Raw genomic sequence first — 13,608 nt, 5'->3', positions numbered from 1 at the left:
CCCCGCCTCTCCGCGCTTTGGTCCTTCGAAGCAAACAGCCAAGGAGGCGCGTATGCGGCGCCGGAGCATCATTGCGGCCGCGGCCTCCGCCGTGGCCATGGCGGGGCTGCTGCGCCCGGCACGTGCCGCGGAGGATCCGGTGGACGTGCTGCTCGTACTCGCCACCGATGTCTCGCGCTCGGTGGACGAGGACGAGGCGCGGCTGCAGCGCGACGGCTACTACGCCTCGCTCACCCATCCGCGGGTGATGGAGGTCATCCGCAACGGCCCTCTCGGCGCCGTCGGCGTCGCCTATGTCGAATGGTCCGGCGAAAGCTATCAGTCGCAGCCGGTGCCGTGGACGCGTATTTCCTCACTCGCCGAAGCGGAGGCCTGGGTGGGCGCGATGGAGCGGCATCCGCCGCGAGCGCATGGCTGGACCTCGATCTCAGGTGCGATCGACTTCTCGCGCGGCGTGCTTGCGCAGGCACCGTGGACCGGCACACGGCGCGTGCTCGACATCTCCGGCGACGGCATGAACAACTCCGGCCGCGATCCGATGGCGGCGCGCGATGCGGCGCTGAACGAGGGCATCACCATCAACGGCCTTCCGATCCTGAAGGACCGGCCGATCCCGGGCGCCGCCGCGCTCGACGAGTACTACCGGGAGAATGTGATCGGCGGCCCCGGCGCCTTCGTCATTCCCGCCGGCGATTTCCGAAGCTTCGCGCGCGCGCTGCGCCGCAAGCTGATCATGGAGATCGCGGGCATCACGCCGGAGCCCGCTTCCCGCGCCTGATCAGCCGAGCGGGCAGCCTTCCGGCATCGCCGCCTTCTTGCGCGCAACGATATCGGCAGACATGCGCTCAAGGTAGTAGGCGATGGTTTCGACGCGGATCTTCACCGAGCCCGCCGGCTTGGTGGAATCAAGATCCTGGAACGAGAAGAACAGCGTGCCGGAACGCTCCACCGTCTGCTGCACCGGCGTGTAGGTCGGCTGATCCATGCCGCATTCATAGCTGGTCAGGCGGATGACGCAGCTGACCCAAGGCATGCGCGCGGCGAATTTCGCCCCCCAGAGGATCTCGTTGGTGTTGCCGCTGTAGGAGGTCGGCCAGACATCGTGAATGTCGAAGGGCGACCTGATGTGGCCGGCACGGATCTCGGCGCCGAACATCCACTCCATCAGGTCGTCGTCAGTCGGCAGGTATTGCGACCAGAGCACGGGATAGCCGTGCGCCTGCAGATCGGCCTCGATCTCGTGCCCGAGGCCAGGGTCCATGTGGTAGGGGCGCGCCAGCACCAGCAGGCAGGCTCTCGCCTCTCGCGCGCAGTCCTCCAGGATGGCGCGGGACTTGCGGCGCGCGCGGACGTTGAATGCCTCCAGCGAGGCGTAGCCGGCCTTCACCGCCGCCTGCATCTCGGCCATCGTCAGCCCGGGAAACATCTCCGCCAGCGCGGGATGCAGCTGCTTCGGCACCACGCGCCGATCCGCCAGCGCGACCAGCGGTGCCAGGTAGCGGATGCCCTGTTCGGCGAAGACGTCCTTTTCGCGCGTGAAGCCGGCCTTGATGTTTTCGGGCGCGGCCATCACGCGCGGGCAGGCCAGGTTGTCCGTGACATGCCCCTGCAGGAAGGAGGGGACGGAGTAGATCATCGGCGAGAACAGGACGTCGATCTTCCGCTTCTGGCCGAACACCAGCTCGCCGTAATGGCCTGACATGCACTTCACGGGGTAGCAGCAATCGACGGTGCCACGGCCGCGGCCGAAATCGCGCCCCTGCTCCTCGCTGGTGTCGGAGGAGAAGACGATGCGCCGCGGCTCGACGCCCAGCGCCTCGAACAAGCCGATCCAGAACTGGTGCGTGGACCAGATGTTCAGCGTACGCGGAATGCCGATCCTAAGCTTCGACGGCGCTCTCGGCCCGGGCGCGGATGAAGGCTTCTTCCCGAACAAGCTCTCCAAGGTTTGGATGAACACGCCGCTGCTCCTCCATCCGGGCCTTCACCGCCCGCATCTCGTTCGCATCCTCGACCAGCCCTTTGGGGCAGGAATTGCCGCTGATCACGCGCTCCCACCCGGCCTCGACCGGCACCTTGCTCCAGGCGCGGCCCTCGCCGCCCGGCAACTGCACATCGATGAAGGTGCGCTTGCAGTTCACCGGGCACCAGTTGCAGACGGTGTGCGCATTCGTCGTGCTGCGATGCGCCAGCGCCTCTATCGCCGCGAAGCCGCGGAAGCGCGTCGGCGCGCCATCCTGCCAGTGCTCCAGCGCACAGAGTGCCGCACCGATCGCGCCGGCCTCGCCGGAATAAGGATGGATGAACACCGCCGCGTCCGGGACCTTCGCCGTGATGAAGTCCACCTGCGCCTTCACCACCGCCATGTTGCGGTGCGTGCCGCCCTGCAGCACGAATTTCCGACCGACCGCACGCAGATTCTGCAACTGCCCGGCATAGACCCAGACGTTCAGCGGCAATACGGCGGCCAGCGAGGCCATGATCTCCTCCGCCGACCAGCCCTTGCGCTGCTGGTTGACGATGTCCGATTGCAGGAAGACGCCGCAGCCCATCGCCAGCGTCGGCATCGCCTGCGCCTGGAACGCCTTCTCGGCATAATCGTGGAGCGGGATGTTGTAGCGATCCGCGACACCCTGCAGGAAGGCGCCGTTGCCCGAGGAGCATTGCGAGTTCAGCCGGAAGTCCGAGACGGTGCCCTGCCGCAGGATCATCACCTTCACGTCGGTGCCGCCGACGTCGCAGATCACATCGGCATCGGGGAAGAAGTGCAGCGCCGCCTTGGCATGCGCCACCGTCTCCACCACGCCGACATCGGCGCCGATGATGTCCTTCAGCAGGTCCTTGCCATAGCCGGTCAGCGCCAGCGCACCGATCTCGGTGAAGCCGGCCTCGCGGATCTGGCGCAGCAGGCGCTGCGCATCCTCGATCGGGTTGCCCTTCGAGGGCACATAGCAGGAGAACAGCATCTCGCGCTCCGGCGAGATCACCACCGCCTTGGTCGTCGTGCTGCCGAAGTCGCAGCCGATCATCACGGGACGGCCGGGCTTCACGCGCTCGGCTTCCGGCACCAGCGGCATTGCCTCCGCGTTGCGCGGCGCGCCATAGGCTTCGAGGAATCGCTCCAGATCGCCGGCGGCTGCCACCAGGCCGCGCGCGCCCTCCTTCGCCTTCTGTTCGTGCTGGCCGATCTCGATCCACCAGCGCAGCCTGTCCGCGCCGAGGTAGACGGCAACACCCGCGGGCTCCTTCGCGCCGATCTCCACGCAGCCGAGTGCCGCATAGTACAGCGCCTCCGCCGGCACGCGGATCAGCGCCTCGACGGTCTTTCCTTCCGGCAGCGCCACCTCGCGCTGCTGCCAGAGCTTGCCGAGATGCCGGCGCCAGGCCTGCTGCAGCCCGGTGAAGAACAGGTTCGGCCCGCCGAGCAGAAGAACCTCCGGCAGCGGGGTGTTGCCCTTCGTCAGCGTCGCCAGGTTCTGGTACACCACCGCCTCGAACAGGCTGGCGATGATCTCCTCCACCGGCACGCCGCCCTTGACCAGCGTGTTCGCATCCGTCTCGGCGAAGATGCCGCATTTGGAGCTGATCTTGTGCAGGCTCTGCCCGTCATAGGGTATGGCGGCCAGCGCTTCCGGCGGCACCTGCAGCTTGCGCGCGGTCTTCTCGATGAAGGTGCCGGTGCCGCCGGAGCAGGCGGACTGCATGAAGACCTGCTTGCTGCGCCCGTCGCCGGCCGGCTTGAAGAAGATCGTCTTCATGTCCTCGCCGCCGATCTCGGAGACGAAGAGCACGTCGGGGTGCAGCTTCTCCACCGCGGCGGCGACGGCGACCACCTCCTGGATGAACTTGCCGCCGACCAGCGGCGCGATCAGCCCGGCCCCGGAGCCGGTGAAGAAGATGCGCCCCTCGCCCGGCGTGAGCCCCGCCTCGGCCTGCATCCGTCCGAGGAAGTCCAGCACCTTTTCCGCCTGGCGCGTGTTGTGCCGCTGGTAGTCCTGCCAGAGCACGCGGCCATCCTCCACCAGCACGGCCTTCACCGTGGTGGAGCCGACATCCATCCCGACCAGCTTCATGCAGCGTGCGCCTTCGCCAGATGCAGCACCATGTTCGCCGCCGTGCCCGCCACGCCATGGTGCGGCAGGCGCCAGTCCGCGCGCTTCATCTCCGGGTGCCTGTCGAGCAATTCCCGCGCGCGTTCGGTGGTCAGGCCGGTCCGCGCCAGCGCGTCCTCGTATTCCCGCTGTGCCCGCTTCTTCGCCTCGGTCAGGATCATCTGGCAGCGCGAGAGGGCGTGCACCTCCGCATCGCCCTTGATCTCGAGCGGTGCGTAGAGCAGGTCGGGGTGCTTGCCGATCACGCCCGCCATCGCGCCGATGCTCATGGTGTTGGGCATGCAGGCATAGGGCGAGAGTTCGCAGATCATGTGCGCCTTCCTGTGCTGATGCGCCCAGAGCGCCTTGCCCACCAGCATGTCGCCCTCCCCGCCCGAGAGACGGTGGTGGAAGTACGGCGCGGCGAGCCGCCTCAGCTCGTACTGGTCCGGCAGCTCGTGCGGGATGTCGCCGAGGGCGCTGCGCAAGCGACCGTAGCTCCAGCTGAAGGCGCGCTCGATGCCCCGGATCATCGCGATCTTCGCACGAACGCCTTTCTCCACGCCGAGCCGCTCCTCGAACTCCTGGGCGTAGAAGCGCAGCCAGTATTCCAGCCAGACGGCGATGGCGGCCGGATAGACCTCGGCGCCCTCGCTCTCCAGCCAGCGATGGATATTGTGGTTCGGTTCGCCCTCCACCGTTTGAAGGTAGAACTCGCCGGTGATCTTCACCATCGGTTTCACGCGCAGCCGGTCCACCTCGATCGCGCCGAAGCGCCGATGCACCTCGCGCAGCGCCTTCACGAAATGCCCCGTGGAGAGATGCCAGGCGAGCAGGCCCCACTTGCCCTCGCGCTTCGGCCGTTCGGCGAAGGTCTGCGCCAGCTGCTCCACCGCCTCGCGGGAGACCCGGTTCGTCTCACCGGGCACCACCTCATAGGGGCGAACCTGGTATTCAAGGCTCTGCACCACATCGCCGCAGAGTATGGCCCAGAGCATGCCGAGCGTCAGCGGCATGTCCACCTTCAGCCCGCCGCCTTCCAGCGCGCCCTGGTCCATCCGGTCCTGCGCGATCAGGAACATCCGGAACGCGTCCATGCCGATGTTCCGCAGTGCCAGCTCGTAGCTCTGGTGGTACTGCCCGAAGCGGCAGGACCCGCAGGATCCCGCGGTGACGTAGATGTAGCGCCGCGCCGTCTCCTCCGCTCCCAGCCGCGCTGTCTCGGACTTCAGGAAGTTGGTCAGGTTGCCGGTGGTGAAGCTGGTCGGGCAGCATTGGCCGACATCGGCAAGCTCCCGGCCCGCCAGCAGGTCCTCGCGCGTTGCGGTGGGGAGTGCGCGGGCACGGTAGCCGAGGTTCTCGAACACTGCCTGCATCAGGCGCTCGGCCCGCCAATGCAGCCCGCCGAACAGGATCTCGACCTTGTCGCGCTCCTCTGGCGTGAAGCCCGCCGGCCGATAGGCCCGGTAGGGCGACAGATGGTTCATCGCGACCTCCATCCCGCGGCGCGGACATGGCGGCCCGAAGCCATGCCCTGAACAATGCCGGCGAGCCTATGGGATCAGCGGACGCGAATGGAAGAGGGAACTTGCCATTGGGGTAAGGTTGTCCACAGTCCAGGCGGAGCGCTGCAGGGCGGAACGGCACGACCGAGAATCGGGGCAGCGGGCTTCGCACTCAAGGCTCGCCGCTGCCGGGCTGCCTACTGTCGGAGTCACGGCCGGCAGCACCGGAAGGAACCGCCGCCCCGACGCACTCCGCAAGCGCGGTCCAGCGTGCGGAGGAAGGCCTCCCCAGCGGCGCCAAGCAGCACGCACCGCCATCGGCGCGGAAACCCTTCCACCAGCGGCCGTCCTCCAACTGGCGGACCACCGCGCCGAGGTGGATCTCGGCCAGCGCGCGGGCCAGCAGCACGTCACGGCGCGCACCGCTCAAACTGCGGGCAGCGCCGGCCGCCGCGCCGCCAGATCCTGCACGATCCCGAGCAGGCGGTTGCGCGGCACGCCGGCCGCAGCCGCCGGCGCTTCCGTGCTGCGGTGCCGCGCGGGACCGGCGCCGAGCCGCATCAGCGCGCGCAGCACGACGTCAGTCGAGGCGAGCGGGCCCAAGGAACCCGGGCCTCCTGAATTTGGCATTGACGATACCAGGTCTCTGGCTGAAGATAAGTGGTATCGGAGATGCCTGTTTGAATCCCTCGCCCCCCATCCCGGAAGGACCGGAGCGCCGCGCCGCCCTGGGCCGAGAGGTCACCGAACGCACAGGGCTCGACGATGCCACGATCGAGCGCTTCCTTCGAGCCTTCTATGGCGCCGCCCGCACTGATGCGCTGCTCGGGCCCGCCTTCGCCGGCGTTGCGGACTGGGAGCGGCACATCGCCACCCTCACCAGCTTCTGGGCCTCGGTGGCGCTGATGCGGGGCGGCTATCACGGCCAGCCGATGCAGGCGCATGCCCATCTTGGCCTGACGCCCGCCCACTTCGCCCGCTGGCTCGCGATCTTCGAGCAGGTCGCGCGGGTGGAACTCACCGAGGAGGGCGCGGCACACATGCTCGAACGCGCTCGTCGCATTGCCCGCAGCCTGGAGATGGGGATAGTCCCTCTCGCATTGCCGGCCGCACCGTGCCGCCCGACGCCAGCCGCTTGAGCTTACGCCACCATGCCGGCGGGCGTCGCGGCCTGACCGGCGCCTCCTCCCTACAGCGCGGGCAGCACCTCGCCGCCCACCACGCCGGGCCAGAGCGGCGCGACCACCCCGCGCCAGAGCGGCGCCTCGACGAGCCAGGAGAAGCCGACCGGCAGTGCAAGCGCGAACAGTGCGGTCAGTGCCAGCACCCGCGGCAGCGGTCGCCGCTGCACGCCCCCCCAAAAACCGAGCAGCAACGCTGCCATGCCGGCGAGGAAACCCAGCCACAACGCCACCGCCAGGGCGCTGCCCAGCAGCAGCGCGAGGCGCAGCGTGGCCGCCGCCTCCGGCACCCGCGCCGGGGCACGGCCGCGCCAGGTCTGCAGAACAACCAGCAGTAGCAACACGCCGACCAGCGCCAGCACGCCCGGCGCCACAATGCCGCCGCGCCATCCGGTGGCCGTCGCCTGCCAGAGCAGGTAGAGGCAGCCCGCGAGCAGCAGGACGGCGAAGACCAGCGCGCCGGTCGAGGATGCGGCCACCTCCGACTCGTCGCGCCTGCCACGCGCGACCTTCACCGCGCAGAACACAGCGGCCAGCGCCGTCATCCCGGCGAGCGTCGCCGCGACCGGCGAGTCGACCAGCACGGCGTAGTCACCGAGCGAACTCTGCAGCGCAGTGTAGAAGCTGCGCTCGATCACGTCGCCGAGCACGAAACCGATCACCACGCCGATCACCGAATAGCCGTACAGCCGCAGGAAGGCGCCGAACAGGCCGAGCGCCAGCAGCAGCCCGAGATCGAGAAAATTCGACCGCACGGTAAAGGCGGACATCAGCGACGCCACCAGCACCACCGGCGCCAGGACACCCATGTCGAAGCCCGGCAGCCGCGCCAACCAGGGGCTCGCCGCCGCGGTGCCGAGGCTCGCGACGAGGTTCGAGAACAACAGGCCGAACACCAGCGCCCAGGCCAGCGCGCCATGCGTGCTCATGAACGAAGGGCCGGGCTCCAGCCCATGGATCTGCCAGGCGGCCAGCACCAGCGCCATCTCGGCATTGCCGGGGATGCCGAACAGCAGCGTGGGGAACAGCGCGCCGCCTTCCTTCGAATTGGTCGCCGCCTCGGTGGCGACCAGCGCATCCTCCGCGCCCTTGCCGATGCGGCTGCTGTCCTTGGTGGTGGCGACAGCGAGATTGTAGGAGAGGAACTGCGAGACCGTGCCCCCCACGCCCGGCAGCGCGCCGACCACGGTGCCGAGCGCGGAGGAGCGCAGGAAGACCGGCCAGTGCCGGAGCGGCGCCTTCCACCCGTCGATCGCCTGCCGCTTCCAGTCATCGGCCAGCGGCGCTGCCGCACGCGTTGCCAACCCCGACTCGCGCCCGCGCGCCCAGACGGTTGCGGCCTGTAGGATGCATTCCGACACCACCAGGAAACCGATGATGACGACGACGATCTCAAGCCCGTCCAGCAGGTAGGTGCTGTCGAAGGTGAAGCGCGGCACCGGCAGCCGCGGCCCGCCCATGCCGATGATCGCCAGCAGCACGCCGATGCAGATGGCGACCAGCCCCTTGGCCGGCGACCCCGCCACCGCCAGCACCATGGTCACCAGGCCGAACACCGCCACCCAGAAGGTCTCGGCCGGGCCGAAGGAGAGCAGGAAGGGCAGGAAGACCGGCACCAGCGCCAGCAGCACCACCACGCCGAACACCGCGCCCAGCCAGCTTGCCGCGGCGGAGAGGTTCAGCGCGAAGACGGCGCGGCCGGCCCGCGTCATCGGATAGCCTTCCAGCGTCGTCGCGGCGTTCTGCGCGGTGCCGGGCAGGTTAAGCACGATGGCGGTGACCGCGCCGCCATTGCCGGCCGCCCCGATGATGCCGGCGAAGAAATACATCGCCTGCGCCGGCGACCACCAATAGGTCAGCGGCAGGAACACCGACATGGCGGTGACCGATTGCAGGCCGGGCAGGATGCCGAAGACATAGCCGACAACGGTGCCGAACAGCATGAACAGCAGCGCATCGGCGGTGGTGGCCTGCGCCAGCCCGTCCAGCAGCGCCGCCGCCAGATCCATCAGCCGGCGAAGCGGTCGAGCAGCATGCCATGTCCACGCGCCACGCCGCTGACGCCGAGCGCGCGGAAGGCGGCGAGGAAATCCGCATGGTTCTGCGCGACGACCGGCTTGCGCAGCCTCGCTTCCAGCGGAAGCACGACCTCCACCGCCGGCAACTGGCCGGAGGGGATCCAGACGGCGTCGAAATCGGGATCGTCGGCCGCCGCCGCCAGCGCCGCGCGGAACAGCGCATCCAGCGGCACGTCCTGCAGGAAGTCGAACAGCGCCGGCACGCCGACCAGGCGGGAGAAGGCGAAACCCTCGGCCTCGACGAAGGTGCGCAGCTGGCCGTTGAGCCGTTCATGGAAGGGCGTTACCGCCAGGATGCGGCGTGCGCCGAGGGCTTCGAACGCATCCAGCGCGGCACGGATGGTGGTGGTGCAGGGGATGCCCGCCGCGACCTCCGCGAATTCCTTGAGCAGCACGCGGTCGTAGCCTGGCCCCTGCGCCACCACGATCGGCGAGGCGACGTGCAGGATGAAGTCCACCTTGCGCGCCGCAAGGTAGCGCACGCTGTCCTTCACCTGCGCCAGCGCCTGGCCGTACTGGTTCTCCGCCCAGCCGCCCATGCCGGTGGTGATGCCGCACAGCATCGCGCCCTCCGGCGCGATTCGTTGGAAATCGAGCGGGATGCGCTCCAGCACGGTCGGGCTGATCACCCCGATCCGCGCACGCCAACCCGGCAGCAGCAGGGTCGGCGCGTGCATCAGAAGGCGCCGCGCAGCGTCGCCGCATTCTGCTGCAGCAACGCCTGTGCGCGCGCCAGGGTCTGCGGATATTCGGCGCTGAAGGTCCAGTCCCGCTCGAGGCGCGAGCGGGTGACGAACTCATCCCATTCCGGCTTGGTCATCGCCGCATTGAGCGCCGCGATCAGCCGGTCGCGGATCGCGGCCGGCAGTTCGGGTGGCGCCGCCACGCCGCGGATCACCGTGACGTCCGCCAGGTTCGCCATGTCGATGTCGGCGAGCGACGGCAGCTCCGGCAGCCGCGGATCGCGCTGTCCCGACCAGGACAGCAGCGGGCGCACCGCGCCGGCTGCGATGTGGTCGCGCCAGAGCGTCGGGCCGAGCGAGGCGACATCCACGTCGCCGCGCACCGCGGCGAGCACCAGCTCCGGCGGCCCCTGCACCGAGACGAAAGCGACGGGGAACCCGAACTGCGCCCCCAGCAGCGCGCATTGCGCGGCTCCGGTGGAGATGCCGCCGAAGGTGCCGCAGCGCACCGGCTGGCGCATGGTGCGCAGCGCATCGAGGCTCGCCACGCGGCCGCGCGCCGAGGCCACCATGGTCTGCACGCCGGCCGAGAAATGCCCGAGCCAGGTCAGCTTCATCGCGTCGAAAGGTTGCGGCTGCACGATGGCCAGCGCGATCTGCGCCACCGGGTCGCCATAGCCGATCGTCTGGCCATCCGGCGCGGCGCGGAAGATCCGATTGTAGCCGTTGCCGCCAGGGATGTTCTGCACCGCAACGGGCACGCCGAGCTCGCGCGAGAGCAGCGGCGCGACGGCGCGCATATTGCGGTCGGCCAGAGAGCCGGGCGTGAACGGCACGACGATCTCGATCGGCCGGGTCGGCTGCCAGCCCTGGGCCCGCGCGCCGGAGGCGAGCATGACAAGCGCCGTGAGCGCCGAGACTATGAAACCTGTCGCACGCATCCTGCCTGCCCTCTCCCTGGTTGCAGCCAGGATCGGAGGAGCCGCCAGCTTTGTCCAGTGCTGACATCCGCAGGCGCGTTGACGCGGCTCAGCGCGGGCGGCAGCATTCGTCGTGCGCCCAGCGCCAATCGGCAGGGCCGCCAGCGAGGACGCGAACATCGTGACACCTGCGCTCCCATGACGACGCGTGCACCCTGGCGGCGGGTCGGGATGCTGATCCCCTCCTCGAACACCTCGATCGAGCGCGAATACCCGCGCTGGATGCCGCACGAGTTGAGCTTCCACTTCGCGCGGCTGACCATGACGCGGCTCGATGCCGCGGGCATGGGCGAACAGCTCGCCGACATGCGACGCGCGGTGGCAAGCCTGCGCGATGCGCGCGTGGATGCGGTGCTGCTTTGCCAGACCGCAGCGAGCTACTGGATGGGACGTGCCTGGGACAGCGAGATCCGGCGCGACATGGCGGAATGGGCCGGCGCGCCGGCTCTCACCGCGGCAGCGACGGTGCTCGATGCGCTCTTGGCCCTTGGCGCGCAACGAGTCGCCTTCGCCGCTCCCTTTCCGGCGGAGATCGGGCAGGCCAGCCTGCGCTACCTGGAATCCTCGGGCATCAGTGTCGTGAACAGTGCCTTCGGCGAACTTCGCGACAACTTCGCCATCGCCGAGATGGCGCCAGAAGAGGTATTGGATCTTGCCGCGCGTGCCGACCATCCGGACGCGCAGGCGCTGCTGATGCCCGGCGGCAACATGCCCTGCCTGGCACTCGCCGGGGAGATCGAGGCGCGGATAGGCAAGCCGATGGTCTCGACCAACCAGGCCGGCATGTGGGCGCTGCTGTCGCTGTTCGCACTGCCCGACCGCATCGCCGGCGCCGGCCAACTCCTGCAGGAGCGACCACCCGCACCGTAGCGCTACGCCGCCTGCGCCGCGCCGCGCGGCCACAGCGTGGCGAAGGCACGCAGCGTCGCCTCGACGCCTGCATCATCAACGTCGAGATGTGTCACCAGGCGCATGCGCGTGGCGCTCGAGGCGCGACAAGTGATGCCGTGCTCGCCGAGCCGTGCGGCCCATTCGGCCGCACCGGTGCCGCTCCCGGCGAAATCCACGAACAGGATGTTGGTCTCGACGGTGCCCGGATCGCAGAGCGTCGGCGAGATCGCGGCCAGGCCCTCCGCCAGTCGCCGCGCGCGCGCATGGTCCTCGGGCAGCCGCGCAACATTACCCTCCTGCAGCGCGACCAGCCCGGCGGCGGCGATCACGCCGGCCTGACGCATCGTGCCGCCCAGCATGCGCCGGTTGCGCCGCGCCTGCGCGATGAACGCCTCGCTGCCGCAGAGCAGCGATCCGACGGGCGCGCCAAGACCCTTGGAGAGGCAGAAGGTCAGCGTGTCCGCATGGCGTGCGATCCGCTCCACCGCAACGCCGAGCGCCGCCGCGGCGTTGAACAGCCTGGCGCCGTCGAGATGCAGCGGAATGCCATGCGCGTGCGCCACCGCCGATGCGCCTTCCATGTAGTCGAGCGGCAGGACAGCGCCGCCGGCCGCGTTGTGCGTGGTCTCCAGGCACAGGAGTCCCGGCCGCGGCAGCGTGCCGTACTCGCCGGCCTCGAAGCAGGCCTCGATCGCAGCCAGCGGGATCGCGCCCCGCACGCCCGGCAGCGGCTTCGCAGGCAGGCCAGCCAGCGCAGCGATGCCGCCGAGTTCGGACCGCTGGATATGGCTCGTTGCCTCGAGCAGCGCCTCCGCGCCGCGTGCGGCATGGGTGAGCAGGGCGCAGAGATTGCCCATCGTTCCGCTCGGCATCAGCAGCGCCGCGGGCTTGCCGGCGATGCTGGCGGCGCGCTCCTCTAGCCGGCGCACGGTGGGATCCTCGGCATAGCCGTCGTCGCCGACTTCGGCCGCAGCCATCGCAGCGCGCATCGCTGGGCTCGGCCGTGTCACGGTATCGCTGCGGAGGTCGATCACGATGCGGCTGTCCTCTCGATCGGGCATCACGGAAGATGCATCCTGCGCCAGGCCGCGCCAGACGCAAGCGCCGAGGCCGGTACCAAATGGATCATTCGCCCCGGCTCCAGGGCCCGGCGTTGCCCCTTGGCAGGCCGTGCGTATGGCTTGCATACTCCGCGGTCAGAAGCGGGAGAGCTCACGATGAACCTCAGGACACTCGCCTTCGCCGGCATGGCCCTCGCGTTCAGCTGCGCCGCATATCCGGGCGTCGTGGCCGCGCAGGGCCGGGCGCCGCAGCAGCTCACGATCTTCACGGGTCCGCAGGGCGGATCGTGGTACGCGATGGGCGGTGGCCTTGCACGCATCTTCCAGGAGGCGGGCGTGCGCACCTCAAGCGAGGTCGGGGGCGGCATCTCCAACCTCGTGGTGGTGTCCAACGGGCGCGGCGAAATGGGCTTCACCATGAGCGTCGTGCCGCCCGCCGCGGCGCAGGGCCAGGCGCCGTTCCGCCAGCCGATCACGAACCTGCGCGCGGTCGGCACGATCGGGCCGAACCACGTGCACATCGTGGTCGCCGCCGATAGCGGCGTCACGAGCCTCGCCGAGTTGCGCGGCCGCGCTTTCGCCTCGCAGCCGGTCGGCAATGTTACGACGGAGGCCTTCCGCCTCGCGTTGCAGGCCGCCGGCATGACGGAGGACGACCTGCAGCTCACCCGCGGCGGCCAGGGGTATGGCGCCTCCCAGATGAAGGACCGGCGCATCGTCGGCTTCACGGCGACCACGCTGACGCCGAGCCCCGCCTTCCTCGACGTGTCGCAGAGCCTCGACGTGCGGTTCCTGCCGATCGACGGGGACCTTCGCACGCGCATGCGCCAGCTCAACCCCGGCTTCCGCGACGGCGAGATTCCGGCCGGCACCTATCGCGGGCAGACCGCCGCGGTGCCGACCGTGGTGACCGACCAGCTCATCTTCGTGCGCGCCGAGATGAGCGAGGCGGAAGGCTACTGGATCGCACGCACCCTGGCGGAGAATCTCGCGAAGCTGCGCGCGATCCACGTCTCGCTTGCCAACCTCCAGCTGGCGGATTTCGCGCAGACATCGGGCATGGAGTTCCACCCCGGCGTCGCCCGCTACTGGCGCGAGGCGGGCGTGCTTCGCTGACCGCCGAAGCCCGCCGCGGATG

At 69.4% G+C, this 13,608-nt stretch carries 12 protein-coding genes; 4 read left to right on the top strand and 8 right to left on the bottom strand.

What is annotated here, in order from left to right; translation table 11 throughout:
* Nucleotides 1–52: 52 nt before the first annotated feature.
* The gene (locus ACESM1_RS08320; RefSeq protein ID WP_372619242.1) at nucleotides 53–778 is read left to right on the top strand and encodes a DUF1194 domain-containing protein; all 726 of its coding nucleotides are present in this window, start codon (nucleotides 53–55) and stop codon (nucleotides 776–778) included.
* Here the strand turns inward: ACESM1_RS08320 and ACESM1_RS08315 are convergent, their stop codons facing one another.
* The 4 genes from ACESM1_RS08315 to ACESM1_RS08300 form a co-directional block, all read right to left on the bottom strand.
* Complete coding sequence (locus ACESM1_RS08315) at nucleotides 779–1,960, bottom strand: acyl-CoA dehydratase activase-related protein (protein WP_372619241.1); 1,182 nt, start codon at nucleotides 1,958–1,960, stop codon at nucleotides 779–781.
* Entirely contained in the window at nucleotides 1,881–4,073 is a 2,193-nt protein-coding gene (locus tag ACESM1_RS08310; RefSeq protein WP_372619240.1) for a BadF/BadG/BcrA/BcrD ATPase family protein, read from the bottom strand. The genes ACESM1_RS08315 and ACESM1_RS08310 overlap by 80 nt, the downstream gene beginning before the upstream one ends.
* On the bottom strand, nucleotides 4,070–5,578 hold the full coding sequence (locus ACESM1_RS08305; RefSeq protein ID WP_372619239.1) for a hypothetical protein: 1,509 nt from the start codon (nucleotides 5,576–5,578) through the stop codon (nucleotides 4,070–4,072). Before ACESM1_RS08305 ends, ACESM1_RS08310 begins: the two co-directional genes overlap by 4 nt.
* Before the next feature lie 444 nt (nucleotides 5,579–6,022).
* Nucleotides 6,023–6,199 (bottom strand): hypothetical protein, encoded by a 177-nt coding sequence (locus tag ACESM1_RS08300; protein ID WP_372619238.1) that lies wholly within the window; start codon nucleotides 6,197–6,199, stop codon nucleotides 6,023–6,025.
* A 77-nt stretch (nucleotides 6,200–6,276) separates the two neighbouring features.
* Between ACESM1_RS08300 and ACESM1_RS08295 the strand changes: the two genes are divergently transcribed.
* A complete protein-coding gene (locus ACESM1_RS08295) occupies nucleotides 6,277–6,735 on the top strand; it encodes a group III truncated hemoglobin (RefSeq protein ID WP_372619237.1) in 459 nt (152 codons plus the stop codon).
* Nucleotides 6,736–6,785: 50 nt separating this feature from the next.
* Here ACESM1_RS08295 and ACESM1_RS08290 read toward each other — a convergent pair whose 3' ends face one another.
* From ACESM1_RS08290 to ACESM1_RS08280, 3 genes are read right to left on the bottom strand one after another with little or no spacing between them, the layout of a single operon-like run.
* On the bottom strand, nucleotides 6,786–8,786 hold the full coding sequence (locus tag ACESM1_RS08290; RefSeq protein WP_372619236.1) for a tripartite tricarboxylate transporter permease: 2,001 nt from the start codon (nucleotides 8,784–8,786) through the stop codon (nucleotides 6,786–6,788).
* Entirely contained in the window at nucleotides 8,786–9,532 is a 747-nt protein-coding gene (locus ACESM1_RS08285; protein WP_372619235.1) for a hypothetical protein, read from the bottom strand. Before ACESM1_RS08285 ends, ACESM1_RS08290 begins: the two co-directional genes overlap by 1 nt.
* Entirely contained in the window at nucleotides 9,532–10,479 is a 948-nt protein-coding gene (locus ACESM1_RS08280; RefSeq protein ID WP_372619234.1) for a tripartite tricarboxylate transporter substrate binding protein, read from the bottom strand. Before ACESM1_RS08280 ends, ACESM1_RS08285 begins: the two co-directional genes overlap by 1 nt.
* 177 nt (nucleotides 10,480–10,656) lie before the next feature.
* Between ACESM1_RS08280 and ACESM1_RS08275 the strand changes: the two genes are divergently transcribed.
* Nucleotides 10,657–11,388 carry a hypothetical protein gene (locus tag ACESM1_RS08275; RefSeq protein ID WP_372619233.1) on the top strand — a complete coding sequence of 244 codons (732 nt, stop codon included), beginning with the start codon at nucleotides 10,657–10,659 and terminating at the stop codon, nucleotides 11,386–11,388.
* A gap of 2 nt (nucleotides 11,389–11,390) precedes the next feature.
* Here the strand turns inward: ACESM1_RS08275 and ACESM1_RS08270 are convergent, their stop codons facing one another.
* Entirely contained in the window at nucleotides 11,391–12,470 is a 1,080-nt protein-coding gene (locus ACESM1_RS08270; protein ID WP_372619232.1) for a threonine aldolase family protein, read from the bottom strand.
* 156 nt (nucleotides 12,471–12,626) lie between these two features.
* Between ACESM1_RS08270 and ACESM1_RS08265 the strand changes: the two genes are divergently transcribed.
* The gene (locus ACESM1_RS08265; protein WP_372619231.1) at nucleotides 12,627–13,586 is read left to right on the top strand and encodes a TAXI family TRAP transporter solute-binding subunit; all 960 of its coding nucleotides are present in this window, start codon (nucleotides 12,627–12,629) and stop codon (nucleotides 13,584–13,586) included.
* The last annotated feature ends 22 nt before the right edge of the window (nucleotides 13,587–13,608 follow it).

Source organism: Falsiroseomonas sp., from assembly GCF_041690465.1.
Classification (GTDB): Bacteria; Pseudomonadota; Alphaproteobacteria; order Acetobacterales; family Acetobacteraceae; genus Falsiroseomonas.
Note: the sequence above shows the minus strand (reverse complement) of the source record. Positions and strands in the feature narration are given on the sequence as shown.

Coding starts and splice junctions, on each gene's coding strand:
- ACESM1_RS08280 (WP_372619234.1), bottom strand. CDS start 10,479: ATGCGTGCGACAGGTTTCATAGTCTCGGCGCTCACGGCGCTTGTCATG.
- ACESM1_RS08275 (WP_372619233.1), top strand. CDS start 10,657: ATGACGACGCGTGCACCCTGGCGGCGGGTCGGGATGCTGATCCCCTCC.
- ACESM1_RS08305 (WP_372619239.1), bottom strand. CDS start 5,578: ATGAACCATCTGTCGCCCTACCGGGCCTATCGGCCGGCGGGCTTCACG.
- ACESM1_RS08310 (WP_372619240.1), bottom strand. CDS start 4,073: ATGAAGCTGGTCGGGATGGATGTCGGCTCCACCACGGTGAAGGCCGTG.
- ACESM1_RS08265 (WP_372619231.1), top strand. CDS start 12,627: ATGAACCTCAGGACACTCGCCTTCGCCGGCATGGCCCTCGCGTTCAGC.
- ACESM1_RS08290 (WP_372619236.1), bottom strand. CDS start 8,786: ATGGATCTGGCGGCGGCGCTGCTGGACGGGCTGGCGCAGGCCACCACC.
- ACESM1_RS08270 (WP_372619232.1), bottom strand. CDS start 12,470: ATGCCCGATCGAGAGGACAGCCGCATCGTGATCGACCTCCGCAGCGAT.
- ACESM1_RS08320 (WP_372619242.1), top strand. CDS start 53: ATGCGGCGCCGGAGCATCATTGCGGCCGCGGCCTCCGCCGTGGCCATG.
- ACESM1_RS08285 (WP_372619235.1), bottom strand. CDS start 9,532: ATGCACGCGCCGACCCTGCTGCTGCCGGGTTGGCGTGCGCGGATCGGG.